This is a genomic window from Cohnella rhizoplanae (genome assembly GCF_948329515.1).
GTDB lineage: Bacteria > Bacillota > Bacilli > Paenibacillales > Paenibacillaceae > Cohnella > Cohnella rhizoplanae.
This window is the reverse complement of the sequence record NZ_CAOJCN010000002.1, coordinates 77,967-104,349: the sequence shown is the minus strand read 5'-3', so window position 1 is coordinate 104,349 and position 26,383 is coordinate 77,967. Positions and strand designations below refer to the sequence as shown.

Genomic DNA, 26,383 nt, shown 5'->3' with positions numbered 1-26,383 from the left:
TTGTTGGGTCATCGCTGCAGCCTCCTAATACACTTTGTTCATCTTGCGGCTCAGCCAGTAATAGAGCAGCGTGATCGCGCCGACGATGAGCGCCGTCGCGAAGCCTACCGCGCTGCCGTAGCCGAACTGCTGGTCGGCCGGCGTGCCAGACGTGGCGAGCGGGAACAGCAGCTTGTACAAATACAGATACATGACGTCCGTCCTGCCGATCGGGCCGCCCTCCGTCATGACCATGATGCTCTCGTAGCCCTTGAACGAAGCGATGATCGCCAGCATGATGATGATCTGCATGACGGGTCCGAGCATCGGCACCGTGATGCGCCAGAAGCGCTGCGCCGGACCCGCGCCGTCGATCGACGCGCTCTCGTACAGATCCTGCGGAATGCTCTGCAGGCCCGCGATGAACAGCAGCATGTAGTTGCCCACGGCGCCCCACGCGGCGGCGATGACGACGGTCATCATCGCATGATCGGGGCCTAGCCATTCGAACGGTCCGCCGAGCAAGCCGAGCTTCATCAGCAGCTGGTTGACCATGCCGTTGTACGAATTGAAGATCAGGTAGAAGACGACCGAGATGACCGCGGTACTGATGACCGTCGGCATGAAGAATACCGCTCTCATGAAGTGCCGGCCTCTGAGCTTGCCGTTCAGCATGACCGCGAGGATGAGGGACAGGGGGATGGTAATCAGCAGCTTGCCTCCCGCGAATACGAACGTATTGCGGACGGACGCCCAGAACGCCGAATCGCGCAGCAGGCGGCGGAAGTTATCGAGACCGACGAACATCTCCTGGCCGTAGCCCGGGTAATCGTAGAACATATATCGGAGCACCCAGAGCAACGGATAGATGCCCAGGGCCAGCGTGAGCGCGATGCTCGGGAACAGCAGGAGGGAATTTTCCCACAGGCGCGTCCAGCGTGTCATCTCTATACTCCACTCCCTTCGGGAATGCGAAGGGCCTTCGCCAGTAATTCACGAAAGCCCCCGCTTCCTTTCTATGAATTCGTCTTCAGCTTGGATGGATCGAAGGACGGATCGGCCTCGGCCTTGACCTCGCCCTTCTCGACCGCTTTGGCCAGCGCGTCGTTGTAGCGCGCGTTCAGATCCGCGGTCACCTTGGCCAGATCGCCGCCGGACAGCATGTACTTGAAGAAGGCGTCGCCGTAGTTGGCGCCTTCCGGCGTCACGGTCGGAGATACCGGCCAGATCGAGTCGCTGTCGCCGACCAGGAAGCCCTCCATGCCGGGCACGTCCGGATTCTTGGCCTTCTCCGCGATGCTCGGGACGACCGAGATGCCGAAGCCCTGCTCATGGTAGGCAGTCAGAACTTCATCGCGATACAAGTACGCCATGAACTTCCACGCGGCATCCTTGTTCTTGGACTTGTCGCTGATGCCGAGCCAAGTGCCGGCCGATACGATCTCCGAGGTGCCCTTGCGCTTGCCGTCGATCGTCGGCGCGAGCGCGCCGCCCCAGTTGATCGTCGTCGGGAACTGGTCCTTGTAGACGCCGGGCTCCGTGGAGAACGACAGGTACATCCCGATCTTGCCTGCGGCGAATTGGGCGCGCATCGGATCGATGTCGAGCGTCTCTGCGCCCGGGAGGATGCTGCCGTCTTCCCACATTTGCTTGAAGTAGTCGATGACTTGGCCATACGGGCCAAAGTCGAACTGCGCCGTCTTGAGGTCGTAGCCGAGGCCTTGGTACCCGCTCAGCGACAGGATCTCGCGGATCGAACGGTCGAAGGCGCTCTTGGGGTTCTTGAAGTTCAGCGCGAATCCGTAAGCGCCTTCGCTCTTGCCGGCTTCGGTGATCTTCTTGGCGTCGTCGACCATCTCCTGCAGCGATTCCGGCGGCTTGGCGATGCCCGCTTTGTCGAACAGATCCTTGTTGTAAACGAGGCGCAGCGTCTGGCCGGAGTTCGGGAGGCTGTACAGCTTGCCGTCGAACCGGTTCACGCCGTCGAGCAGCAGCGAGGAGAACTTCGTCTTCATCTCGTCGGTGACGTACGCGTCGATCGGCGCGAGATAGCCTTTTTTCACGAACGTCCCCGTGTTGGCGCTCTTCAGGCGGAGCAGGTCCGGCGCCTTGTTGCTCGAGAACGCGATATCCACGCTCTGGTTGAAGTTCTCGGAGAGCACGGTCAGCTCGACTTCGATGTTGTCCGCATTGTCGGCGTTGAACCGATCGATCAGCGACTTGATGTATTCCTGGTCGTGGCGGTCGTCCGTCCAATACGAGATGACCTTCTTCTCTCCCGTCGCGGCCTTGGAGGCGGGCGCCGAAGCAGGCGCAGACGCCGATGCCGACCCCGATGCAGGCGCAGACTGGCTTGCGCCGTTGTTGTTGTTCGAGGAATTGCCGCAAGCCGCCGTGCCGACTGCCAGAACGGCCGTCAATGCCAGACCCATACCCCTTTTCCACATGTAAAACGACCCCTTTAAAATGTTGATTTGTTGTTCGTGTCCCCATTATAAAGCCCCGTTATAAAGAGGATGGGACGGCAACTCCACTCTCCAGGGCGACTATTTTATTGTCTTTCCTGCTTCTTCCCTTCGCCCTGATAGCTGTCGCGGAATTCCGAGGGCGTCATACCGGTCACCTTCTTGAACGTCTCGCTGAAGTACCGCCGCTCCTCGTAGCCGACCTCGGCCGCCACGTCCTGAACCGGTTTGCCGCTCAGGATCAGCGACTTGGCTTTGGCGATCTTCTCGTTCGTCACATATTGGGTGAAGGTCATGCCGGTCACGCGCTTGAACAGGCTGGAGTAATAGCTGACGCTAAGATGCACGTGCGCCGCGCACTCCCCCACCGTGACGTTGCGGTCGAGCAGCGTCTTCATATGCTCGATCGATCTGTATACGACGGCCTGCCCTTCGGACAGCGTATGGCTCCTCACGAGCTCGGCGCCGCCCGCGCACAGCCGGAGCAGCTGCTGCTGCAGATCCGCCAGCGTGGCCCCGGGCGCGATCCGGTGCGCCTTGTACCGGTCCACGAGCGGCTGAAGCTCCGCCTGGGGGACTAGCTCATACAGCGTGCGGATCGCCGCTGCGGCAAGCTCCTCATAGAGACTGCGCAGGTAATCCGGATTGGGCTGGGGCTTCATCGCGAGCAGGGACTGCGCGAGCTCGTCCAGCATCGCGGCAGCCCGGTCGCCGCTGCCGGAGCGCAGCAGGAGCAGCAGCTCGTCCTGACTGCCGAGCGCGAGCGGCTCCTGCAGGCCGGCGTTGGGCAGGCTGTCGTAGCCGATCGCCCCGTTGCCCCCGGTGAACAGGTGATAGGCCAGCGCCGACTCGGCCTGCCGGTAGGAGTCGGGCAGCTCGTGCACCGACGCTACGCGTCCGCCCGTGCCGACGGAGACGGTGAACTTGGTATAGCGCTCGATATTCTGGCAGCACCGCTCCGCGATCTCGTCCGCCGAGAACAGCTGAGGATCGTTGAGCACCGCCGCAAACCGGTCGTCGCCCGCCCGGAACACCACGGTCCGGGCATGCTTGCCGATCGTCTCCTCCGCGATGTTCTGGAGCGAGAAGCGGATGAGTTCGATCTCGCGGACCGACATCCCGGCGACCCGCTCCGGGAAGCCGTCGATCTTCAGCAGCATGACGGTGAAGCCGCTGGGGGCGAGCTCGATGCCGAGAAACGCCCACCGCTTAGCGGCGTTCTCCCAAGCCGTGCGGTGATGGACGAGCAAGGAGAAGTATTCCTGGCGGAGGAGCGGCATGCTCTCGCGGACCTTGCGCTCCATCTCCTTCTGCCCGAGGAATCGCGTCCGCTCGCTCTCGACCTGCTGCTTGGCCCGGCGCACGGCGTCCACGATCTCTTCCTCGGTAAAGGGCTTGACGACGAAGTCGAACGCGCCGAGCTGGACGGCCTGCTTGGCATATTCAAAATCCGCGTAGCCGGTGATCAGGATCACCTTGCATGCCTGCCCCCGCTCGAGCAGCGCCTTGAACATCGAGAGCCCGTCCATGCGCGGCATCCGGATGTCGGTGATGACGATGTCGGGCTTGACCCGGCCCGCCAGCGCGAGCCCGTCCTCCCCGTTCGACGCGACGCCGGCCGGCTCGATGCCGTGAGCGGCCCAGTCGATGGCGGTGAGTCCGGCGACCACGCTCTTGATATCGTCGATTATAATGAGGGTTGCTGCGTTATCGCTAGACGCGTTCATCTTCGGATCGGCCTCCATTCATCGGAAAGATCAAGGTGACGACGGTGCCCCGACCGGGCTCGCTCGCGACCGACAGCTCGGCCTCGTCGCCGTAGACGAGCTTGAGGCGGCTGATCAGATTGCCGATCGCGTAGCCGCCCTCCGCGTCGGGCGGAGCCGGCTGCATGGGGAGCGGTTCGTCCATCCCCCGCCCGTTGTCCTCCACCCGCAAGGTCCATCGGCGGCCCGCAGGGTCCAGATCCGCGTCGATGCGGATCGAGCCGCCGGTCTCCATGTCCTCGAAGCCGTGCAGGATGCTGTTCTCGACGAGCGGCTGCAGCACGATGCGCGGCACCGGCTGCGCCAGCAGGGACGGATCCCGGACCGCGATGTCGTATTCGAACAACCGCTCGTAGCTGTAGCGCTGAAGCTCGAGGTATTGGCGCACGTGCTCCAGCTCCTTGTCCAGCGTCGTCATCTCCTGCCCCTTGTTGAGCCCCAGCCGGAATAGACGGGACAGCGACATGACCATACGCTGCGAGGGCTCCACCTCGCCCACCTTCAATTTCCAATAGATCGTATTCAGGGTGTTGTAAAGGAAATGCGGGTCCATCTGCGCGGACAGCGACTTGATCTCCGCCGCCCGCTTGCTCGCCTCCGCGGACTTCACCTCGTCGATCAGCACGACGATCTGCTCCAGCATCCGGTTGAACCGGAAGCCCACCTGCGCCAGATCGTCCTCCCGGCCGCTCTCGAAGCGGGCGTTCAGATCGTTGCCCTCGACGCGCTTCATGACGAGCTGCAATCCCTTGAGCGGGCGAAGCAGATAACGCGTGAACCAGCCCGACAGCAAGAAGGTCACGACGAAGCTGATGCCGGTAATGCATAGAATCGTCCACTTGATGACGTTCAGATCCTTGAGCACGTCGTCCTTGGACTGGATCGCCACGACCGTCCATTCGTTAAGGCTCATCTGCGCGTAATTCAGCAGATAGTCGTCCCGGTCGAGCTTGATCGTCGTGTAGCCTGCGCCAGGCTCGTCGCGAAGGATCCGCGCCGCCTGCCCGCTGCCCGCCGCCTGCCCGATCAGCGGATCGCGCTCGGCGTATACTAGCGTGCCGTCCGCGTTCAGCAGGAACGTCTTGGAGTCGCCGTTCGAGGCCGGGGATACGATCTTGCGCAGGCCATCCTCGCGGATGTTGACGACGACATAGACGTCGCGCACCGGATACTCCGCGATCGGCTGGAGGATCAGCGACACGACGCGCTGCTGTCCCTTGAACAGCGGGTCCTCATGTCCCTCGATCCAGATATTCCGCTTGGCCGCCGCGACGCGCTGGTAGAGCGCCGTGTCGGTGAATGCCACGGACCGATTGAGATTCATCGACAACGGATAGAAGTCGCCGATCGGCGTGGAGATAAAGATCGACTGGATGAGCGGCTCCGCGATACGCGCCTGAGAGAAGACGTTGTCCATGTTGGAAAGATGGGTGAAATAGGCGGCGGAGTTTCCCCCTTGGGCGTCGCGCAGCATGTTCTGGAACGAATTGCTGATCATGAAGGTCATCATGACGAGCATCAGATTGTTCAGCTTCTCGTCGACGACCTGCGCCGACTTCTCGACGGTGTCCTGGGTCAGCGTCAGCGCCTTGTCCTCGAGAATGCCCGCCGTCGTCGTGTACGAGAACAGACCCGTGATCAGGATCGACAGGACGGAGATCACCATAAAGGCCGACTTGAGCTTGTTGCGAAAGGATAGCTTGCTGATGTCCATCGGGATCTCGCCTCGCGTATTGGGGTCAACAGAATATCACGATTATGTCACTGACCGGATGCCTGCACAACCGCGGCGCGGGACAGACGCTACCATTCTAATCCGGAGGGAGGCGGAAGGGGGAGCGGCGGGCATACGGAATAGGGGGACAATCCGACGGCGTTGCGGGGAAAACGAAAAGGGGACGGCGCAGCGTACGGGTCTGCGCCGTCCCTCATTAGTTTGGTTCGTTAGACCGGTCAGGTCCGTTACAGCAGCGGCGACAGCATCCGGCAGAGCGCCTCCGCCGCCTTGCGCCCGCCCGAGCGCTTGCGAAAAGCGGACAGCTCCAGCTCTCGGCTGTCGCTCAGATCCTGCAGGAAGTCCCGCTCGAGCGGCGCGATCGCATCCGGGCTGAACAAGTAGGCGTTCGTCTCGAAGTTGCTGAAAAAGCTGCGCAGATCCATGTTCGCCGTCCCGACGGAAGCGAACAAGTCGTCGACGATGACGACCTTCGCATGGATAAACCCCCGCTTGTACTGCCAGAACCGGATGCCGCAGCTCATCATCTCGTCCACGTAAGACATCGTCGCGGCATGGACGAGCTTGGTATCCGGGATGAGCGGCACGATCATGCGCACGTCGACGCCGCTCAGCGCCGCGGTCTTGAGCGCCATGACGACGCCGGCGCTCGGAATGAAGTAAGGCGTCGTGATCCAGATCCGCGCCTGCGCCGCGGAGAGCGCCGCGAACAGCGTCTCGTGAATCGCGTCCGCCCGCCTGTTGGGGCCGCCTGCGACGATCTGCACGACCTCGTTGCCCTTGCATTCATGCAGGGGCATAAAGCCCGGATCGCTGGGCCGCTGCTTGGTCGCCAGCTCCCAGTCCTTCAGGAACACCTCTTGCAATCCGTATACCGCGTCGCCTTCGAGCTCGAGATGGGTATCGCGCCAGAAGCCGAGCTTCTTGTTCCTGCCTATGTATTCCTCGCCGACGTTGATTCCTCCGACGAAGCCTTTGGTGCCGTCCACGACAAGAATTTTCCGATGATTACGGTAGTTCATCCTCTTCTTCATGAACGCGGGCCTGAGCGGGAAAAAGCAGGCGTACTCCGCGCCGGCTTCCTCGAACGCCTTGAAGAAGGACTTGCTGAGCTTCACGCTGCCGATGCCGTCGTAGATCAGTCTGACCTGTACGCCCTCTCTGGCCTTCTCGATCATCGCATCGCGGAACATCCGGCCGATCTCGTCGTCGCGGTATATGTATGTAGAGAAATGGATGTGATGCTGCGCGCCCCGGATCGCCTTCATCATCGCGTCGTAGGTCATCTCTCCGTTCGTGAGCACCCTCGACCTGTTGCAGCCGGTGATCGGGGACGCGCCAGCCTTGCGAAGCGTGCGGAACAGACGCGCCTCGCCGGCGAACCTGCCGCCCGGGATGTCCTCCGGGTCATTGATCAGATGGCTCTTCGTCAGAATCTCGCCGCGGCGCTGCTCGTCGATACCGCCTCTGCGCCTCACCTTGCGCCGCCTGACGTACTCGCGGGCGAGGAAGTAATAAAGAATGAAGCCCACGATCGGAAACAAAAACAAGATGAACAACCATGCCATAGCGTTGGCAGGGCGCCTATACTCCAGCACGAGGATCGTGCCCGACTGGAATACGAATACGATAAGTGCCAGCAGCAGCCATGTCGTCATCCCTCACCCCTCCTCCGTATGTATGCGCGGTGCATGTCTATCTATCCTTACCCATAGTTGATGCGGGCAATCGAACCATCGGGAGCTGGGGGCCGCTGCCGGCACGCGCGCTTAATGTCTACCAGTATAACCTTGAGGACGGGGCTGCGCACATTTGAGGAGGCGGACATGGGAAAAAAGCGGAGCCGCGTCCATGTCAGGGGAGGACATGGGCGCAGCTCCGCTTGGATGGTATGCGGGAGCGCGAGAGCGGTTGATCGGATCGCCGCTCGCGACGATGGCGATGGAGCAAATTGCTCGCCCGAGGCGGCGATCGCCTCTTTCTAGTGAAGGCGTTGGGCTAGTTTGCCCGCCCGAGGCGGCGATCGCCTCTTCTAGTGAAGGCGTTGGGCTAGTTTGCCCGCCCGAGGCGGCGATCGCCTCTTCTAGTGAAGGCGTTGGGCTCAGTTGCCCGCCCGAGGCGGCGATCGCCTCTTCTAGTGAAGGCGTTGGGCGAGTTTGCTCGCCCGAGGCGCCCATCGCCTCTTCTAGTGAAGGCGTTGGGCTAATTTGACCGCCCGAGGCGGCGATCGCCTCTTCTAGTGAAGGCGTTGCGATGTTGCCCCGGTGCGAGCCCCCTTAGTTCTGCGCCGACAGCTTGACGAACGCGGCCAGCATCTTCGCCAGCTCCTCGCGCGTGGCCGTCGCCTTAGGCGCGAACGCCAGGCCGGATCCGCCGGCGGACGGCCTGCCCGACGCGATGCCGGCGCGCTGCACGGCCTCTACGGCCTGCGTCGCGTACGCCGGGATCGCGGCTGCGTCCGCGAATGCCGCGGACGGCTGCCCGGACGGCAGCGCGATGCCTTGGGCCGCGGCGAACTTGACGAGCATGACCGCGAGGTCCGCCCGGGTCAGCGCGGCACGCGGTTGGAAGCGGCCGTCGCCCGTGCCGGTGACGATGCCGTCGTCCGCCGCCCATGCGACGGCGCCGGCGAAGTAGTCGCCGCCGTTCACGTCGGCGAAGCCGGTGGGCTTGCCCTGGTAGGCGGTCAGATCCGCGTCGGCGATACGGGCGAGCATGACCGCGAGATCTGCGCGCGTCACGTTACGCTTCGGCGCGAAGGCGTTCTGGCCCACGCCGTCCAGGATTCCGCGAGCCGCCAGATAGGCGATGTCGCCGACCGCGAAGCTGCCCGCGGTATCGGAGAACGTACGGGCCTCGTAACCGATGCCGTAAAGGGAGAAATGCGCGACGGCAAAGCGCAGCGTCCCCGATGCCGCGTCGTAGACGCCGCCGGGCAGCGTCACGATCCGGCCGTCGTCCGCGATATACCGGACGACGATGCCGGATGCGTCTTCGCCGGCCGGCTTCGCGTAAGGCAGCGCGATCTTGACGCGGCCGCCGCCGAAATCGTGCACGGACTTGCCGCCAGCCGTCAGCTGCAGATCGATCACGGGGCGGTCTCCCACCGCCGCCAGCAGATCGTCGCGCGCGCCGGCCGGCAAGCCGGCTGCCGCGTCCGCCGCGGAGAGCTTGCGAATATCCAGCTTGAGCGCGCCGGCGCCCGCCGCAGCGCCGATCGCCGCGATGGCGTCGGCGTCGAACGAGAGCGATGCCGCGCCCGTCTCGACGGTCAGCTTCTTGAGCGCGCCGCTCGTCAGCTTGGCGACTGCCTCTGCCGGCAGCTCGACGACGGCCTTGGAAGCATCTCCTGCCGCCTCGCCGGACAGCTTGATGACAGCGGCACTGCCATTCACGTTAACCGTCACGTCGCCGTACGTCTCGGTCTGGCCGGACGGGGCCGGCGAAGGCGTAGGCGTCGGGCTTGGCGAAGCAGGCGGAACGTAAGGACCGCCGGACGAAGTTACCGTCGCCACGGCTTCGGCCTTGGCGTAGCCGTCCGCCGTGACCGCCGCGATCACCGCGGTGCCGGCGGACAGCGGCGTCACGCGCCCTTGACCGTCAACCGCGGCGACGGCCGGATTCGAGCTGGTCCAGGCGACCGTCGCGGCCGAGCCGTCGGCCTTGGTCGCCGTGGCTGTCAGGCTTCCGCTAGAACCTCCCGCGGCAAGAGAAAGCGCCGATCGGTCGAGCGTTACTTTGGATACGTTCAACTTCAGGACGGACACCGTGCCGCCTACTTCGTTGGCGACCAGCAGCAGCGGGTACCCCGTCAGGTTCGCCGCCGCCGGGATGAATTCCAGACCTTCAGGCGCGCTGTCCGTGTTGACGCCTGCGCCTGCCGTGAAGTCCCGCGTATTCGCGTAGTTCAAGAATAACGGATGGGACGGATCGGTCACGTCGTACGTCATGACGCCGCCGATGCGCTCGAGGCCGGCGAAGGCCAGCGTTTTCGTGCCGACGAGCGCCGTCTTCACGTCCTCGGGCTCGGGTCCCTTTTTGCCGCTGCGCTCGTCGACGCCGGTCTTGCTGCTGCTGTTGCTGGCGTTGAAGTTGTTGGGCAAGCGCTGCGCCGTGATGCGCTCGAAGTCGCTGCCCGTGTCGGATACTTGCTTCATCGTCTCCGCGTCCCAGATCGAGAAGGAGCGGCCGCCGTACAGATACAGGCTCTCATGGCCCATGTCGCTCATGACTTCTACGCCGTCGTACCTCGTCGTGCCGCCGAGGAACTTGGCCGCGGCCGAGTCCGGATCGAGGCTGCCCCTCATCGACTTGACCGTGCTCACGGTGACGCGGTCGTCCCACTCGGTCGCATCGCCTTCGTTCCCCGTCACCAGGTACGTCTTGCCGCCCGCCTGGAAGGATGCGATACCGTCCGGCATGTACACGCCCTTGAACGGCGCGTTTTCCAGCTGAATGACGCCGTCCTTCACCAGGTCCAGTCGGTTCTCCGGCTTGGCGAGATCCTTCAAGCCCAAGCCTTTGACCCACAGCACCTTCCCCGCGTCGACGTCGATCGCGGCTACGGCATTGTTCTCCTGCAGCGTCACGTAAGCCGTGCCCTCGTCGGAAGAAAGCGCGATGTACTCCGGCTCTAGGTCGCGAATCGCGTCCGCCTTCGTGCCGCTGCCGGTAATCTGGCCCGTCGCCGGGTCGCCTGCGCCGCGGATATGCACGTCGTCCGCGATAACGGACGTGTCGCCAAACTTGACATGCGATACGGCGCCCGTCTGCGTATCGACGATCGTGATGCTGCCCTCCGGATCGCCTGCCGTCGTGCGAGGCTCGCCCTCGTCGGCGGTCAGGATGTACCTGCCGTCGCTCGTCGACTTGATCATGTCCGGCTGCACGCCGGTAACATAGGAGCCGAGCGGCTTGCCGTCATAGTCCAGCGTCAGAATCTTGCCGGGCTTCATGGGGTCGGCTTCCTGCACCGATACCGCGATCCGCTTGGCGGCCGTATTGATGTCGACGCTGGTCAGATCGCCGTAGACGAAGCCGCCCGTCTCGGCCAGCTCCTTCACTTCAACCTCGCCCGTCTGCTTCGGATTGGCGCCGTCGCCCAGCTCGACGATCTTCAGCGATGGCGGATCGCCCGCGCCGTCCACTAGATAGAACTTGCCGTTGTCCTTGTTGTACTTCACGATCTCGGCGACGCCGCCGTCGTCGTTGGGCTTGTCCGCGACGAACCCGCCGAGCTTCGTGACCTGAATGCCGTTTTCAAAAGGCGCGCCCGTCGTCGACGCGTTGATTCGCAGCGCAACATTCGCAGTTACCGCCTTGCTCGTCGGATAAACCGCGTCCTTCACCGATAGCAGAAGCGTGAACTGTCCGGCAGCCTTCGGGATACCGACAATCTTGCCCTTCGGCGCGTCGAGCATCAGACCCTCGGGCATTCCCTCGATCGTGTAAGTATAGGGCGGAGTACCGCCGTACACGGAGATCGTCGCCGAGTAAGGCGAGCCCGCGTAGGCGTCGGCCAGCACGCTCGTCTTCAATCCAAGCGGCTGCGCGATCGGCTTCAGATGGGGTCCCACCGCCGCCAGGTCCAGCGAACTCGAGGAGTAGTCGATTTGGACGAAGTCTGTCTGATTGTTGTCCGTATCGGCGCCGCCGACGCGGCGGATCGCCTTTTTCTTGGACGTGCCCTGGGTATCTCCGCTCGGATAGGCCGTCTCGTAACCGTCGATGTCGCTGCCGCTGTCGTTGCTGCCGGAACCGACCATGTCCACATAGCCGTCGGCCTTGTCGTGCGTCGCGCCGATGTCGAACGGATTGACGGCCGTCAGCAGCGTTTTGTTGTTGACGAGGGCCACCTTGAGCCCTTTGTTATTGATATAACGGTCCCAAGTCAGGTCGGCTCTGCCCGTCAGATCGACCGCGGGCGTCGCGGCGCCAGTCGCCTTGCCGGCGATGACATAATATCCGCCTGCCGGAATCGAGCCGGCGAGATCGAGCTTCTCCCATGCCTGCGTCGGACCGGTCTTGGCGTTGCTGCCTCTGTCCGCGTATTGCATCGACCACCCGGTTAGATCAACGGCCGCTTGCGTCGGGTTGTACAATTCGATAAAGCCGTGCGAAGCCCAGGCATCGGACGCGGCAACCAAGCCCGCGCCATACACCTGATTGATCACGATATGCGGTACCGCGACATCGTAATGCCCCGCAGCATCGCAAGGCGTGCCTGCTGCCACAGCTGCCGCAGCCGTCGCCACGCCGCCCGCCGAACCGATCGTGCCCGTCAGCAGCGCCGCCGCAGCGACCAACGCCGTTTGTTTACGCCATCCTTTTAACATAAGACCGCACCCTCCTCGTCTAACGATACACTTCATCGTAGTAGAGAAGTATTATCGCAGACATGCGTATCGCGTTAACGGAAGGTTAAATCGTGCCCGCGCATACAAAAAACGCGGCCCCCGCTAAAATAGCGGAAGCCGCGTCTTGCGAGCCGTCCGGCGTATCAGGCCGATACGTCGCGCTTGGTGAACACTGTCCAAGAGATGACGTTAAAAATTACGAAGTAGACGGCGAGGACGCCGAGCGAGAACGCATAGGTGGTCGGGTGGTCCTGTACCGGCGTCCCCCCGTTCACGTAGGTGGAGAGACCCAGGTGCGGGAACAGCACGAACTTGACCCACTCCTTGTCCGTCAGCGACAGCAGACCCGAGATCATGCTGCCCGAGAACAGCAGGAACAGCGACAGCCCGATCGCGAGTCCGCTGCTGCGGAACGCGGAGGACAGCATGAATCCGAAGGTCACGACGACGATCAGGACGATGAATTCATCCAGATAATAGCGCAGCGCGTACGCCCACGGCGAGCTGCCCGCCAGAGGCGACTGCTCGGAGATCAGGTTGGCCGGATGGGACGTATAGCCGAACGCGACGACATTGGCCAGCCAGGTCACGGCAAAGCTGACGACGGTGAACAGCAGCGCAAAGAGGACGATGGAAATGAACTTGGACAGCAGAATCGCCGAGCGGCTCCAGGGACGGATCAGCAGCAGCTTGATCGTGCCCCGCGAGAACTCGCCCGCGACGGTCTCCGAGGACTTGACGACCGCGAAGATCGTGATCAGGAGGAACAGAATCTGCGACTCCAGCATCATCGCTTCCCAATTGTTCGCATTTTCTTCCTCGGCCAGCAGGACGAACGCGAGCGTGAACAGCAGCGGAATGACGACGGTGATGCCCAGCATGATCCACGTGCTGACCCGGCGGTAAATCTTCATATTCTCGTTCTGCACGAGATTCCAAAAACTAGCCAATGGTCTCACCCCCGGTCACCTCGAGGAACTGATCCTCGAGCGACTTGATCTTGACGCGGATTCCGTAGACCCGGATCCCCGCCGCGACCAGCCGGGCGTTCATGTCGGCGATCGTCTCGCGGTCGGCCGTCACGCTGAAGCCGCCTTCGACGAAGCGCGCGGAACCCCTGCCTTCCAGCACGGTCACGGCTTCGCTCGCGCGGTCGACCTCGAACACGACTTCCTCCAGCCCGATCGAGGCGCCCGCGGACTCGGCGCGCAGCGAGCGGATGTCGATGAGCTCGCCCTTCTGGATGATGGCGACGCGGTCGCACATGAGCTCCATCTCCGAGAGCAGATGGCTCGACACGAACACGGCGGTGCCTTCCTCCCTGGACAGCTTGCGCAGATAGTCGCGCAGCTCGCGGATGCCCGCCGGGTCCAGCCCGTTCGTCGGCTCGTCCAGGATCAGCAGCGCGGGACGGTGCAGGATCGCCTGCGCGACGCCGAGCCGCTGGCGCATGCCGAGCGAATACTTTTTGACTTTGTCGTGGATGCGGTCCTGAAGGCCGACGAGCGCGACCACCTCGTCGATGCGCGCCTTCGTGATGCCCGGGTTCATGCGTCCGAAATGAATCAGATTCTGATAGCCCGTCAGGTATTTGTACATCTCCGGGTTCTCGACGATCGCGCCGACCCGGGCGATCGCTTGGGGAAAGGATGTCTTGACGCTATGGCCGGCGATCGAGATATCGCCGCCCGACATCGTGATCAGGCCGACCATCATGCGGATGGTCGTCGTCTTGCCGGAACCGTTGGGGCCGAGGAATCCGAACACTTCTCCGGGATTCACTTCGAGCGTGAGACGATCGATGATCGTCCGGCCGCCGATGCGCTTCGATACGTTCTGCAAGCTGACGACGGGCGCTTGGGACATAAATTCTCCTCCATATGTATATTTGTCAATCATCGCCATTATAGCAAATATCGACAGTACCGACCAAAAAAGGTTGAAAACCGGGCGCGACGCCGAGCGAATGCCGGGGACGGCCGTCGCAAACGGTCAATCCGCGTTTTGGAGGCTGCCATAGATAAAAAGTTCGATCTCGTCGGCCGCGCGATCGGGAGACGCCGTCGAATTGTCGAAGTATAAGACGGCATTCGGCAAAAGTCTCCAAGTTACTTCCCTGCGTCCCAGGGTCGTCTTGAAGCGCTCCCAATGCTCCAGCTTCCAGCGGTCGAGCCCGCCGCCCCTGCCGGCGATCCGCGCCTTGTAGCCTGCCTCGTCCGCAAGATAGACGGATATCGCCTTCACCGTGACGGATGCGGCATCGAGTCCTGCGCGGGACAGCTCCGCCGATACCCATGCGGGATCGTTCAATTCTCGCGAAAAGGGACCGATGACGATCGCGTCCGTGCCGAGCGCCACGTTCTCCAGCGCGGCGTCCATCGTGATTCTGTAGCCCAAATCCCTGCACAGGCGCTTGTACGCCTCCGAATCCCGGTCGGCCGGATCGAGCCCGGCCTGGGCCATAAGCGCCTCGGCCGCCGGGCGGAGGAGCGTGTCCATGTCGAAAAGGGCCGCATGGCGTCTAGCCGCGACCCGTTTGGCAAGCGTCGTTTTGCCCGCGCCCGCCCCGCCTACCACAAATACGAGATTTGCCATCGTATCCCCCGCTCGTCCGATCTTTTTCATTCATTATCGGGCCGCAAGGGGCACGGGTCAAGGGAGGGAGGCCGTGCGGCCCGACGGGCCGGACGATCGTCCTCAGATGGCGATCATGGCCGTGGGCGGCGCATGCCAATCCTCGCTTTTCTGCAAGCGGAGCAAGTCCGCCGAATTTCCCGCTTCGCTCAGGCCGTGCCTGGCGCAGCAGCTCTTGCAGCACCCCAAGGGATAAATGACCGCGTAATAACCCGACTTGAACAGCAATCTCGCCTCTTTCAATCCGATCAGCTCGTTGCACGCCACGCAGTAAAATTGACCTTGGTGCATCGCGGGCCGCCTCCGTTCTAGACTCAGGATCGTCTGACCATTACACATTCTGTCAGGTATTGATACACATCGTATCTTATTACTTGATCTTACTTACCCTCATGTATCTTGTCAAGACACAATCCGCAATAAAATTTGATCTTCTCCACTGAAATGGTAGCGCTTTCTATAATAGGCAAAAAAAACTACCGCCTCAGCAATTGGTCCAGCTGCGTGCGGTAGATGCGGTGAATACGCTCCTGGCGCGGGCAGGTCTTGAGAATCAGGGCATTGAGCAGGCGAACGAGCAGGATCGTCTCCGCCGCGCCGGAAGCGAATTGTACGCCGTAGCGGTATCCGTTCTCCTCTTCGCGGCACCAGCGGAGCTGTCCTCTCATCTTCAGCGAGATGCCCTCCAGCTGCCACTCGAACCGGTAATAAGCGTCGTCGCGGACAGGAAGCCGCAGGCTTGTGCGGAAGGCGCAGCCGCCGGGGCTAAGATCGGCCAGTTCGACGGAGGCCGGCGGCAGCTGCGGCCGGATGGCGCCGATCCGCACGATATGGACGCTGGCGGCGGCGCTTCCTATCAGCCGCAGGCGAATCTGGCGGCGCTGCTCCCGGCCGGATACGCCCTGCGCCGCCGGCGCGGCGGCCGATCTGTCGATATCGGTAAATTCGAATGACATGGGCTGAAGCCTCCAAACGAAGATGGATTGCGGCGGTAGCCGCATGAATCGTCAAGTCGATGCCGAGCCGAAACGCCGTCGGGCCGCCTTCAAGCCCCGGGCCGCAGCCAGGAAAATCGCGGTCAGCAGCAGTCCTCCGGCCGCGTCCAGCAGGACGTCTACCGGCTGGCCGGTCCTCCCGCCGACGCGCGCCTGGTTCCACTCGTCGACGGCGGCCGCCGCAGCCAGCAGTCCCGCCGCCGTCCATAGCCTGGCGACGGGCCTTGCGGCGAGCCGCGGCAGCGCCTTCAGCGCCAGGTACAGACAAGAGCAGAGCAAGGTATACCAGAATAGATGCGCGCCCTTGCGGAACAAGAATTCGACGAATGGATACGGCGCCTGCTTCGCGGAGAGCAACGAGCGGCCGTATCGGAACGAGATGTCGGGCAACATCCCGGACAATTGGTACTCGGAGATATGGCGCCGCAGCAGCGGAATGATCGTCTGCTCTCCGTACGTCTGGGACGAGAAATAAAAAATCAGCGCGAGACATGCGACGGCCGGCAGCGTCTGCGCGAGCGTCGCGATACGGTTACGGCTCATGCTTCCCGGCCTCCGCCGCCGTTCTCCCGGGCCATTGCCGACGCTCTGCGGCGGGTGCCGATCGGCACCACGGACAGCCCGTTCACGCAGTAGCTCAGGCGGTACAGCATGTCATGGGCTTTTTTCTTGCCATATACCGGGCAATACGTGCCGCCCTTGTAATGAAGGCCCCATTTGACGAGCTTGTTCGTGCCAATCGTGTATCACTCCCCTCCGCCGATCGACGCCCTATCCTTCCCGTCCCACGCCGTCTCCCTGAAGTCTTCGACGGACAGGTCCGCCCCGATCTGCACCTCGATCAACGTCAAGTCCGTCACGGCGAGAAGGCCGTGCTTCGCAAAAGCCGGGATGTGGACGGCATCGCCGGGCCGCAATCGCCGCCAGACGCCGTCCAGCAGCAGCTCTCCCTCGCCCGAGGACACGGTCCAAGTCTCGCTGCGAAGCCGATGGGCGTGATACGGCAGCTGCTTGCCGGCATGCATCTGGATCAAGCCGACCTTGGTATGCGTCTCGTCATCCGAGACGTTGCAGTCGAGCACCCGGTAGGATCCCCACAGGCGTTCCTCGAACATCGGCGCGTCGTCCCGGCTTCCGATCAGCTCTTTTACCTTGGGACTTTTCTGCTTGTCCGCGACCAATATCCCGTCCGGGCCGGCGGAGACGATGACGTTCGGCAGGCCGAGCAGGACGATCGGCAGACCGAGCTCGTTGACGATATGCGAGCCGCCCGACTCCCCGCACATGGTCCCGTTGCCGATCACGCCCGTCTTGATCTCCTCGGTGAGGGTGTTCCACGTGCCGAGGTCTTTCCAGTAGCCGTCGTATTCCGACACCGCGATCGCGTCCGCCTGTTCGACGACCTCATAATCAAAGCTGATCTTGGGCAGGCGCTCGTAGTTCCGGGCCAGCTCCTCGTAGTTGATGGGCAGCTGCTTGTCGATCAGCAGATCGATCAGCATGCCGAGGCGGAAGGCGAACACGCCGCAATTCCAAAGGGCGCCTTCGGCGATCAGGCGCTTCGCCTCTTCTTCGGACGGCTTCTCGGTGAACCTGGAGACGAGACGATACGCCGTTCCTTCTTCCCGAGCCTCCCCAGGCGCATCCGCGCTTGCTGTCTCCGGCACGATATAGCCGTATTTCTCCGACGGATGCAGCGGCTTCACGCCCATCAGCGCGAGCGGCGCGCCGGACGACCGGAGCACCCCGTCCAGTTCGGCCACGCGATCGAAAAAACGGTCCTCGACGTACGGATCGACCGGCAGCACGACCACCGTCTCCTGCAGCGATACGCCTTCGATCGCATACAGGTAGACGGCGGCAAGCGCGATCGCCGGGAACGTATCGCGCCGCACGGGCTCCAGCACCATCGGCACGTCGCCGAGCTGCGAGCGGATCATCTCCGCCTGCCGGCTGCCGGTCGCGATATAGGCGTGCTGGTCAAGGCCCGACGCCGCGAGCTGGCGCCATACGCGCTGTACCATCGACTCCATCGTGCCGTCTTCGCGCCCTAGCACCTTGAGGAACTGCTTGGACCGGGTCTCGTTGGACAGCGGCCACAACCGCTTGCCCGAGCCTCCCGACAATAAGATCAGCTTCATACGACCGCTTCCTTTCTGGAGCCCGCCGGACTCGCCGCCGGCTGTTCTCTTGCGGACAGCGCCGCAGACACGGCCGCCCTGAATTCCCGTTCGAACCGCTCCTCGCCGAAGCTCGCCGCGTATTCGCGGATGCGCGCCGCATCCCAGTTCCACGCATGGAATCCAAGCAGCGTCCTGGCGAGCGATTCGCGCGTCTGCTTGTCGAAAAACAAGCCGTTCAGGCCCTGACGGACCGTATCCTGCGCGCCGCCCTCGCGGTAGGCGATCACCGGGCGCCCGCAAGCGTTGACCTCGAGCGGCGTAATGCCGAAGTCCTCGATCCCCGGGAACAGGAGCGCGCGGCATCCCCGCATGAGGCGCTCGACCTCTTCGTCCGGCAGTCTGCCGGCGAAGGTGACGTTCGGGCTCGCCAGACGCGTCAGCCGCTCGCGGTCCGGGCCGTCGCCCACGACGATCAGGCGCTCGCCCAGCAGGGAGCAGGCTTCGACCGCAAGGTCGATGCGCTTGTAGGAAACGAGCCGCGATACGACGAGGAAGTAGTCGCCGACGCCGGCTGCGGCCCGCGCCTTGACGCCGTTTTTGGTTCCGGATGATTGTTGGCGTTGCGTTCGGATCGCAGGCTTCGCCTCGCCGGCGAACCGTTCCGTGTCGACCGGCGGATGGACGATCGCGGCCTGCCTGCCGTAGTGCTCGCGGATCCGCTCCTGTACGACGCTCGAATTCGCGATGAACGCGTCCACGCCGTCGGAGTTCGCCGCGTCCCAGCGGCGCAGCGGCCCGACCATGAGGCTGGACAGCTTCCGCACCGGGGCGGGCAGCTCCATGCCCTTCACGTATTCGTCGAAATTCCAGGCGAACCGCATCGGCGTATGGCAGTAGCAGACGTGGACGGCGCCCTTGGGCACGCGGACCCCTTTGGCATACGCGCTGCTCGAGCTGACCACGAGGTCGTAACCGGTCAGGTCCATCGAGCGCACCGCCAGCGGATACAGCCAGAAGAACAGCTTGAAGCGCTTCTGCACGCCCGGGATGCGCTGCATCCACGTCGTCCGGACGTCCGCGGCGCGGAGATCCGCCGGCAGCTTGGACGGATCCGCGATCGTCGTGAAGATCGGCGCGTCGGGGTACATGCGCCGGAGCGACGAGACGACGCGCTCCGCGCCGCCCATCTGGTTCAGGTAATCGTGGACGATCGCCACGCGCGGGCCTGCCGGCCGCGCAGGCCGCAGCGCGCGGTAGAGCGCCTCGACCTTGGCGACCGTAGACGAGATGCCGAAGTTCTCCCGTACGCGGCGAGAGGCCGCGCTTCCCATCCGCAGCCTGCGCTCCGGATCGGTCACGAGCGCGCCGACGCGGTCGGCCAGCGCCGGAACGTCGCCGATCTCGTAGAGCGATCCGGTCTCGCCCTCCGTCACGATCTCGACTACGCCGCCCGCCCGCGTGCCCACCACGGGTATGCCTTCGGCCATGGCCTCGATCAGCACGCGTCCGAAGGGCTCGTTGTCCGAACAAAGAACAAGGAGATCCGCCGCCCGGCAGATCTCCTTGATATCGCTTCTGAATCCCGTGAATACGACGCGCCCCGCCAGCCCGGCACCGGACGCCATCGCCCTCAGCCGCTCGGCGTACGCCATGTTTTCCTCGCGGAACTTCGGCTCGCCGACCACCCACAGCATGACGTCGAGGCCGCGCGCAAGTAGCAGCTTGACCGCTTCGATCGCGTCCTCCTGCCGCTTCCATGGCGCGATCTGGCCGATGATCGTCACGACGGCGGTGCCAGGGGAGGCGCCGAGCTCGCGCCGGATGCGCGCGCGGTCCGCGGCGTGCTCGGCGGCGCGGTCGGTTCCGTCCTCGCGTTCCAACGGAACGCCGTTATGGATCACGGCGACGAGCTCCCGGGACATGCGGCCGTCCTTGCCCGCAGCGAACTTGCGGGCGGGCCGGCGCGCGAGTTCGCCCGTTCCTTCCCGCACCGCCTGGGAGATGCACACGAGAGAAGCGGCGCTGCGGGCGGCTACCGCCCTCACCAATCGCCCGAGCATGCCTTTCGGCATATGGTCCCGGATATGCCAGACGACGGGAAGCTTCTTGGGCCGGGCGAACAGCGACACGATCAGGCCTGCCCGTATCGAATTGGCGTGCACGATATCCAGCTCGAGCTCGCGGATCGCGCGCGCCAGTCGCCTCCCCTCGGCAGCCATGCCCGCCAGATGCCCGATCAGCTTGAGCGGATTGCGCGTCATGCGTGGCCGATAGCCGGGCACCTCCACATACTGAATGCCTCCGGCGCGGGCGCGATCTGCCAGCTCGCCGGGCGGCCCCAGCACGACCGCTTCGTCCTCCCGCAGGTGGCCGGCCATCGAGAGCAGGCTGATCTCCGCGCCGCTCACGTCGGAAGTGTGGTTGTAATAACCGACCTTCATCTGGCCGACCTCCTCCTGCGCGACGACGTCGCGGCGTTGAATACTTCGGTAACTTGCTCCGTTACTTTGACCCACGTATAGCGCTCGAGAACGTGCGCTCTGCATTGCTCCCGCGCCGGGAGCGCCAAGCGGCCGCCCAGCCAGCGCTCGATCGTGCTTGCCATCGCCGAAGCGGAGTCGTCGGCGAACAGCAGAGAAGGCGCGAAGGGCTCGAGTATTTCTTTCGTGCCGCCGTTCGGCGTACCTAACACAGGCGTTCCGCAGGCCAGGGACTCTACCGTTACCAGTCCGAATCCCTCCAGCGTCACCGTCGGCACGACGCTGCAATCCGCCGCTTGGTACCATTTCTCCAGATCTTCGTTGGATACGCGTCCGACGAACCGCACTTGGGCGCCGAGTCCGAGACTGCCTGCCAGCTGCTCCAGTTCCCCCCGCATCGCTCCGTCGCCTGCAACGACGAGCAGCGCCTCCGGATGGCTCGGCGATACCTCGGCCATCGCCCGTATGAGCCTGTCGATTCCCATCCGCCTCACCAGCCTGCGCACGCAAAAGAGTACCTTGCGCCCCTCCGGGATGCCGAGTTCAGCGCGGACGCGCGAGATGTCTTGGGCGGGCCGGAAACGTTCGACGTCCACCGCGCCGGGTATACGGACGATGCGTTCTCCGGGAATGCCGTAATCGCGCTCCAGCACCCGGGCGAAGTGCCGGCTTAGGACGATAAAACGGTCCGAGCGTCGGTATGCCAAGCTTTCGACCGACTTTTTCATCCTGTACCGAAGCAGGCGCGCAGGCGAGGCGCCGCGGTCCTCGACCATCGACTCCTCCGCCCACGGTCCGTGGAAATGCGTAACGATCGGTATATCCTGCGACAGCGCCCCCCTGTTGACTAGGGAAGCATACAGCGCAAAGTGGGGATTGTAGACATCGGGCACCCAGGCGCCGCCTGTCCCGCTGCCGACCGCGCGCCGGAAAGCCCGCATGCGCGCCCAGGTTCCCGCGCCTTCCCCGCTGCCGGGAACCGCCTCCACGTAGGACGGAGCCGTGAGACGGCCGCCCCCGGCGGTAACGAGCGCTCTCAGATCGTGTCCCGCCGCGGTCATCGCCTTGGAATAGTCCGAAAAATAGCGATTCAACCCGCCTGGCGCGTGGTCGATCCATCCCATGCCGGTCGTCAATATGTTCATACCGCTTCCCCCTTTTTCGCAGCCGTCTCTAATCCTGTCCCTTCAGCGGCATCAGCGTCTTCATTGCGGGCGTCCTTCTCCAGCGCAGCCAAAAAAGCCTGCGGATCGGCGAACAGGGGCCGCAAGCGCGCGATCTCTTCCGCCTCCTTCTCCCACCAGCGGGATTGAAGCAGCCGTTCCCTCGTCTCGGCGTCGAAGCGGTACCTCACGACCTTGGCCGGCATGCCGACCGCGATTCCGTAAGCCGCCACCCGCCCCGTCACGATCGCCCCCGCGCCGATGACCGCGCCGTCTTCGACGACCGCGCCCCGCAGCACCTGGGCGCCGGCGCCGATCCAGACGTCGTTGCCGATGACCGGCGCTTCCTTGGGCTGCCGCCACCCGGCCGCCGCCGAATCTTGCCGGGGAAGCGTGAGTCCGTCCCGTGCATACCAGAACGGATGCGTGGACACGGCATCCAGCGGATGATCGTCTCCCCCGATGAGAACGTGAGGCCCGATGGAGCAAAAAGCGCCGATCCTCCCGGCATCGATCAAGGCGCCTCCGCGGACGTAACTGTACCTTCCCACGGACGCTTCCGGCGACACCCTCGCCGACTGCAAAATAAGCGCGGTCTCGTGAATCAACGGCTGCTCCTGCACGGCCCGGGCGCTCCAGTATTGGAGGAATCTGCTCAGGGCCAACGCTGCGCGGCGCTTCATGCCTCCGCTCATATGGCCTTGCCCCCCGGCCTGGCGTCGCCGGCTTCGGGCGAGCGCACGCAGCGTTGCAGAAAAGCCTCCGGATCGCCGAATAATGGGGCCATCGCCTGCAGTCTGCCGGTATCCCACTCCCACCAGCGCGTCTCGCGAAGCTGTCCGGCCGTCTTCTCGTCGAACAAATAACGGATCACTCTCGCCGGCACGCCGCCGACGACGGCGTACGCCGGCACGCGGCCCGTGACGAGCGCGCCGGCGGCCACGACCGCCCCGTCTTCGATGACCGCCCCTCGCAATATGGTCGCTCCCGCTCCGATCCAGACGTCGTTGCCGATGACCGGAGCCGGTTTGACCTGGCTCCACCTTCGTTCGCTGGCCCGCAGTCCCCGATGATCCGGCGCGTACCAGAACGGGTGCCTGGATACGCCGGTCAGCGGATGTTCGTCCGCGCCGATGGTTACGTTCCACGAGATCGAGCAAAAGGCGCCGATCGTGCCGGCGTCCGCGTGCACGTTATGGCCGACGTACGTATGCCGCCCTATGGTTACGTCCGGATGGATCCGGCTCCCGCTCTCGATCGTAACGGTCGGATCCGCGTCCGCGCCTTCCCGCTGCACGGTCCAATACTGGATGAACCGGATCCAGCGATGCATCCTGCGGGCGAGTGAAATCTTCATTGAACGCATCAGCATGGCGCCGCCTCCCATGCAGGCCGCATAGCATCCGCGTAACGTCTCGCGGCAAGCTCCGCATCGTAGCGCCTGGCCTTCGCCGCCGCAGCCTCGCCCATCGACGCCCGCAAAGCCTCGTCCCCCTTGAGCCTGGAGATCGCCTCCGCAAGGCTGGACGGATCGCGGCTCGGCACGATCAAGCCGTCTCGGCCGTGGTCGATGAGATCCTGCATCCCCGTCTGATCCGTCACGATCGCCGGCAAGCCGGTCGCCATCGCCTCGAGCGGCGCCAGTCCGAAGCCGTCTTCGACGGACGCGTGAACGTATAGATGCGCTTCGCGCAGCGCGGGCAGCGGGTCGCCTCCCGCTTGACGAATCTCGATGCCCAGCCGCCTGTAGCGGTCGATCGTATCTCGTATCGCCCGCCAGCCGATGCCGCCCAGGAGCACGACTTCGATCTCCGGATCGTCCAGCCGGCGGACCGCTTCCAGCAGATAAATAAAGCCTTTGCGGAGCGTGATCTGTCCGACCTGCACGACGCGGAACTTCGCTCCCTTTTCCCTCCGCCTGGTCTCCGGGCCGGGGCCCGCAAATCTCGCGGTATCGATCCCGAGCGGCGCGTAGAGCAGCTTCTCGGGCGGGAATCCCCGACTGATGAAGCTCCTCCGTTGAAGCTCCGAGGCGATCGATATATAATCTGCCAGCTCGTATTCTCTCCGCACCTTGCGCACCCACTGCCTGGAGAACGGAGATCCGCCCATCCGGTAACGTCTGTGCTCGGCCTCGGTCACGCCGTAGACATGATCGGCGTGCGTCGTCGCGGCCTCCAGCACGGTGATGCCCCCCCATCGCTTCACCTTGCGGAAGGAGGCTTCGGCAAACCCGGGGAAGCTGTGATAGACGATCGGACGATCGGGCAGACGGTCTGCCGCCAGACTGTCGAATTGACGGCCGGTCAGACTGGTCTGAAGCGCAGGAGACCACCTGAGCGGCGTATACTTCAGCGCGGACGCCCACCTGGGCGAAGGAACGGAATCGTAACGCTCGCGCGGCAGAGCGTCCGCTTCGCCCCGGCATAAAATATGAATCGGCCGGCCGGCGGCGCTTGCGGCTCTCTGGATGAAGCCCAGATGTCCGCCGAGACCGCCTTCGCCGAAGCCCGAAGAACTTCCGGCGTATATCGGTAAATTCATCGGCCGGCCGCCTCCTTTCGAATATCGATGCTCATCGCCAGCAGATCCTCGACCAGGTCGATTCGCGCCGATGTATTGGATTTGTCCCGGCTGCGTTCTTCTTTATAAGAGCCGTCCTTCGCCGCTTCGATAATCTTGGCCGCCAGGTCCTGCACATCGGCGTGCCTCGCGGCATAGACGCCGTCCATGTAGGAACGCCATTCGGCGAGCCCGCCCGCGTCGAAGACGACGACCGGCTTGCCTCTGCGCCTGGCCTCCGGCACAACGAGTCCGGCCGGCTCCGGCCAGATCGACGGCACCACGAGGATGTCGGAGCGGTCGTAATAGGCGTCGATCGCGGAGCCGTGGACATGCCCGGTAAAGCGGACCTCGCGCGCGAGCCCCAGCCCGGCCGCAAGCTCGCGCATCTTGTCGACATACCAGCCATCCCCTACGATCGTGGCCCGAACGCGCTGGCCGCCGTCCAATAGCTTCCGGACCGCTCTAAGCAAATATTGCACGCCCTTGGTGTAATTGATTCTGCCGACGTACAGCAGCTCCAGCTCCTCTTTGCCTTGGAGCGGGCTCAGCGGCGGATAATCCGCGGCGCCGCCGCCTCCGAACGAGTTGTCGATCACCCGCAGCCGGACCGGGTCGATCCCTTCAAGCGCCAAAAAATCGCTCATCGACCGGCTCACCGCGTATACGCGGTCGCTGCGCCGAAGCGCGCCGATTAATCCGCCGCTCCGCTTCAGCGCCCGCAGCGCCTCGAGCGGGGAGATATCCGTGCCGCACTTGCGCGCGTACCAGCGGATCAGGCAATTCGCGCCGGTGGGATGGACGCATATCTCGTCCGTGTCCCTGAAAAGCCGCGCGCCGGACGGACACAGCGGCCGATGCACGGTGGCGGCCACCGGCGCATGCGCCGACAGATATTCCGCGATTTTGGCCGTTTCGGGTCCTGCGTGCCATACGATCAAGTCGGGCCGCATGCGCATCGCAAGCGCGTCCCAGCCTTCCCGGTCGTCGGCATGCAGGCAACGGACGTCGATGCGATCCGCCCCCCAATCGTGGCGGTCGTCCAGATCCTGCACGACGACGGTCGTGGCGATGCCCCGATCGTTCAGGCGCTTCGTGAATTCGTAAATAAACCTCTCCAGCCCGCCTGTCGGACCGAAATGGTCCGCGATCTGCAAAATGTTCAAACCGGATCACCCATCCCTACGTTTGCCGAATGGCGCTCATCGCGTTCGGGCCGGCGCAGCCAATGGCTCAAGCCCTGCCAATAACCCCGCTGTCCCGGAAAAAAGGAAGATACGACCGCGCGCTCGCCGCGCAGCCATGCCGCCGCCAGCCGTATTAGCCCCGGCGCGGTCCGGTCGCCTGCCAGCGCAGCATATGCGAGCCGGGCGGCCGCCCTGAACGGCCCGCCCCGTCCGAGTATGCCGAGCTGCAGGTTATAAGCCGCGTTGGCCGTCGCCTCCGGTACGGCCTTGCCGCGCTGATCCTCGTCGAAGCGGGCCGCCGGGTAATGATCGACGACGGCGTCCGGATCGTAGACGAGCGTATAGCCCAGACGCCTTGCCCGCAGGCACATATGGACCTCGAAGTGAACCTGCGCCCCGGTTCCCCTCAGGCCGCGCGGGAATATGGCCAGCGGCTTGCGGAACGACATGTTCACGCCTTTCAGTACGTCCGCTTCCCGCGAGGGACCGTCGCCCACGTGATGGTTGCCGATCAGCTTGCCGTACCAGGTCACGATGCCGACGGCGCATCCCGGCTTGACCGGTACGCCCGGCTGGACGTCCCTTCCTCCGGCTCCGCCCACGCGAGGATCCTCGTAATGGCGGACCAGCTTCGCCAGCCAGTCAGGTCGCGGCACCGCGTCATCGTCAGTGAAGGCGACGATATCCCCTGCCGCCGCATCCGTCCCTGCCCGCATCGCCGCGAGCACGCCGGTCTCGGACACCTCCGCAACCGACTTGCCGTAGTCGGCGGGGGACGCCAGCCACTGCGCGGCGAGGGCTTTCGTTTCCTCGTCGGTATTCCTGGCCACGATCACGATGTCGAAGTGCGGGTATTGCTGGCGGTCAAGTCCCTCCAGGCAGCGCGACAAATCGCCGGGGCGCTTGTACGACGGGACGACGACGGTTACTCGATGCAC

Annotated in this window: 20 protein-coding genes; all 20 read right to left on the bottom strand. The window is 63.9% G+C overall.

Features of this window, described 5'->3' with window-relative positions; all coding sequences use genetic code 11:
* Positions 1-24 precede the first annotated feature (24 nt).
* The gene (locus PQG80_RS04735; protein WP_271750036.1) at positions 25-924 is read right to left on the bottom strand and encodes a carbohydrate ABC transporter permease; all 900 of its coding nucleotides are present in this window, start codon (positions 922-924) and stop codon (positions 25-27) included.
* A 71-nt stretch (positions 925-995) separates the two neighbouring features.
* Positions 996-2,426 carry an ABC transporter substrate-binding protein gene (locus PQG80_RS04730; protein WP_271750035.1) on the bottom strand — a complete coding sequence of 477 codons (1,431 nt, stop codon included), beginning with the start codon at positions 2,424-2,426 and terminating at the stop codon, positions 996-998.
* Positions 2,427-2,530: 104 nt separating this feature from the next.
* Entirely contained in the window at positions 2,531-4,171 is a 1,641-nt protein-coding gene (locus tag PQG80_RS04725) for a response regulator (protein ID WP_271750033.1), read from the bottom strand.
* Positions 4,158-5,924 carry a cache domain-containing sensor histidine kinase gene (locus tag PQG80_RS04720; protein WP_271750031.1) on the bottom strand — a complete coding sequence of 589 codons (1,767 nt, stop codon included), beginning with the start codon at positions 5,922-5,924 and terminating at the stop codon, positions 4,158-4,160. Before PQG80_RS04720 ends, PQG80_RS04725 begins: the two co-directional genes overlap by 14 nt.
* A 248-nt stretch (positions 5,925-6,172) precedes the next feature.
* Positions 6,173-7,603, bottom strand: a complete 1,431-nt coding sequence (gene cls, locus PQG80_RS04715) for a cardiolipin synthase (RefSeq protein ID WP_271750029.1) — start codon at positions 7,601-7,603, stop codon at positions 6,173-6,175.
* A gap of 618 nt (positions 7,604-8,221) precedes the next feature.
* Positions 8,222-12,280 carry a choice-of-anchor I family protein gene (locus PQG80_RS04710; RefSeq protein WP_271750027.1) on the bottom strand — a complete coding sequence of 1,353 codons (4,059 nt, stop codon included), beginning with the start codon at positions 12,278-12,280 and terminating at the stop codon, positions 8,222-8,224.
* 164 nt (positions 12,281-12,444) lie between these two features.
* Positions 12,445-13,260 carry an ABC transporter permease gene (locus PQG80_RS04705; protein WP_432432718.1) on the bottom strand — a complete coding sequence of 272 codons (816 nt, stop codon included), beginning with the start codon at positions 13,258-13,260 and terminating at the stop codon, positions 12,445-12,447.
* Positions 13,244-14,167 (bottom strand): ABC transporter ATP-binding protein, encoded by a 924-nt coding sequence (locus PQG80_RS04700; RefSeq protein ID WP_271750025.1) that lies wholly within the window; start codon positions 14,165-14,167, stop codon positions 13,244-13,246. The genes PQG80_RS04705 and PQG80_RS04700 overlap by 17 nt, the downstream gene beginning before the upstream one ends.
* A 126-nt stretch (positions 14,168-14,293) precedes the next feature.
* The gene (locus PQG80_RS04695) at positions 14,294-14,896 is read right to left on the bottom strand and encodes a P-loop nucleotide/nucleoside kinase family protein (protein WP_271750023.1); all 603 of its coding nucleotides are present in this window, start codon (positions 14,894-14,896) and stop codon (positions 14,294-14,296) included.
* Positions 14,897-14,998: 102 nt separating this feature from the next.
* On the bottom strand, positions 14,999-15,226 hold the full coding sequence (locus tag PQG80_RS04690; RefSeq protein ID WP_271750021.1) for a hypothetical protein: 228 nt from the start codon (positions 15,224-15,226) through the stop codon (positions 14,999-15,001).
* A 185-nt stretch (positions 15,227-15,411) separates the two neighbouring features.
* Positions 15,412-15,891, bottom strand: coding sequence for a PilZ domain-containing protein (locus PQG80_RS04685; RefSeq protein ID WP_271750019.1), 480 nt, complete (start codon positions 15,889-15,891; stop codon positions 15,412-15,414).
* A gap of 51 nt (positions 15,892-15,942) precedes the next feature.
* Positions 15,943-16,473 (bottom strand): VanZ family protein, encoded by a 531-nt coding sequence (locus PQG80_RS04680; protein ID WP_271750018.1) that lies wholly within the window; start codon positions 16,471-16,473, stop codon positions 15,943-15,945.
* 203 nt (positions 16,474-16,676) lie between these two features.
* Positions 16,677-18,071 (bottom strand): sugar phosphate nucleotidyltransferase, encoded by a 1,395-nt coding sequence (locus PQG80_RS04675; RefSeq protein WP_271750016.1) that lies wholly within the window; start codon positions 18,069-18,071, stop codon positions 16,677-16,679.
* A complete protein-coding gene (locus PQG80_RS04670; protein WP_271750014.1) occupies positions 18,068-20,494 on the bottom strand; it encodes a glycosyltransferase family 4 protein in 2,427 nt (808 codons plus the stop codon). Before PQG80_RS04670 ends, PQG80_RS04675 begins: the two co-directional genes overlap by 4 nt.
* The gene (locus tag PQG80_RS04665) at positions 20,491-21,678 is read right to left on the bottom strand and encodes a glycosyltransferase family 4 protein (RefSeq protein ID WP_271750012.1); all 1,188 of its coding nucleotides are present in this window, start codon (positions 21,676-21,678) and stop codon (positions 20,491-20,493) included. The genes PQG80_RS04670 and PQG80_RS04665 overlap by 4 nt, the downstream gene beginning before the upstream one ends.
* Positions 21,675-22,391, bottom strand: coding sequence for a CatB-related O-acetyltransferase (locus PQG80_RS04660; protein ID WP_271750010.1), 717 nt, complete (start codon positions 22,389-22,391; stop codon positions 21,675-21,677). Before PQG80_RS04660 ends, PQG80_RS04665 begins: the two co-directional genes overlap by 4 nt.
* Entirely contained in the window at positions 22,388-23,068 is a 681-nt protein-coding gene (locus PQG80_RS04655; protein ID WP_271750008.1) for a CatB-related O-acetyltransferase, read from the bottom strand. The genes PQG80_RS04660 and PQG80_RS04655 overlap by 4 nt, the downstream gene beginning before the upstream one ends.
* The gene (locus PQG80_RS04650; protein WP_271750006.1) at positions 23,062-24,240 is read right to left on the bottom strand and encodes a glycosyltransferase family 4 protein; all 1,179 of its coding nucleotides are present in this window, start codon (positions 24,238-24,240) and stop codon (positions 23,062-23,064) included. Before PQG80_RS04650 ends, PQG80_RS04655 begins: the two co-directional genes overlap by 7 nt.
* Positions 24,237-25,424, bottom strand: coding sequence for a glycosyltransferase family 4 protein (locus tag PQG80_RS04645; RefSeq protein ID WP_271750004.1), 1,188 nt, complete (start codon positions 25,422-25,424; stop codon positions 24,237-24,239). The genes PQG80_RS04650 and PQG80_RS04645 overlap by 4 nt, the downstream gene beginning before the upstream one ends.
* Positions 25,421-26,383 (bottom strand): glycosyltransferase family 2 protein, encoded by a 963-nt coding sequence (locus PQG80_RS04640; RefSeq protein ID WP_271750002.1) that lies wholly within the window; start codon positions 26,381-26,383, stop codon positions 25,421-25,423. Before PQG80_RS04640 ends, PQG80_RS04645 begins: the two co-directional genes overlap by 4 nt.

Coding starts and splice junctions, on each gene's coding strand:
- PQG80_RS04735 (WP_271750036.1), bottom strand. CDS start 924: ATGACACGCTGGACGCGCCTGTGGGAAAATTCCCTCCTGCTGTTCCCG.
- PQG80_RS04730 (WP_271750035.1), bottom strand. CDS start 2,426: ATGTGGAAAAGGGGTATGGGTCTGGCATTGACGGCCGTTCTGGCAGTC.
- PQG80_RS04725 (WP_271750033.1), bottom strand. CDS start 4,171: ATGAACGCGTCTAGCGATAACGCAGCAACCCTCATTATAATCGACGAT.
- PQG80_RS04720 (WP_271750031.1), bottom strand. CDS start 5,924: ATGGACATCAGCAAGCTATCCTTTCGCAACAAGCTCAAGTCGGCCTTT.
- cls (WP_271750029.1), bottom strand. CDS start 7,603: ATGACGACATGGCTGCTGCTGGCACTTATCGTATTCGTATTCCAGTCG.
- PQG80_RS04710 (WP_271750027.1), bottom strand. CDS start 12,280: ATGTTAAAAGGATGGCGTAAACAAACGGCGTTGGTCGCTGCGGCGGCG.
- PQG80_RS04700 (WP_271750025.1), bottom strand. CDS start 14,167: ATGTCCCAAGCGCCCGTCGTCAGCTTGCAGAACGTATCGAAGCGCATC.
- PQG80_RS04695 (WP_271750023.1), bottom strand. CDS start 14,896: ATGGCAAATCTCGTATTTGTGGTAGGCGGGGCGGGCGCGGGCAAAACG.
- PQG80_RS04690 (WP_271750021.1), bottom strand. CDS start 15,226: ATGCACCAAGGTCAATTTTACTGCGTGGCGTGCAACGAGCTGATCGGA.
- PQG80_RS04685 (WP_271750019.1), bottom strand. CDS start 15,891: ATGTCATTCGAATTTACCGATATCGACAGATCGGCCGCCGCGCCGGCG.
- PQG80_RS04680 (WP_271750018.1), bottom strand. CDS start 16,473: ATGAGCCGTAACCGTATCGCGACGCTCGCGCAGACGCTGCCGGCCGTC.
- PQG80_RS04675 (WP_271750016.1), bottom strand. CDS start 18,071: ATGAAGCTGATCTTATTGTCGGGAGGCTCGGGCAAGCGGTTGTGGCCG.
- PQG80_RS04670 (WP_271750014.1), bottom strand. CDS start 20,494: ATGAAGGTCGGTTATTACAACCACACTTCCGACGTGAGCGGCGCGGAG.
- PQG80_RS04665 (WP_271750012.1), bottom strand. CDS start 21,678: ATGAACATATTGACGACCGGCATGGGATGGATCGACCACGCGCCAGGC.
- PQG80_RS04660 (WP_271750010.1), bottom strand. CDS start 22,391: ATGAGCGGAGGCATGAAGCGCCGCGCAGCGTTGGCCCTGAGCAGATTC.
- PQG80_RS04655 (WP_271750008.1), bottom strand. CDS start 23,068: ATGCTGATGCGTTCAATGAAGATTTCACTCGCCCGCAGGATGCATCGC.
- PQG80_RS04650 (WP_271750006.1), bottom strand. CDS start 24,240: ATGAATTTACCGATATACGCCGGAAGTTCTTCGGGCTTCGGCGAAGGC.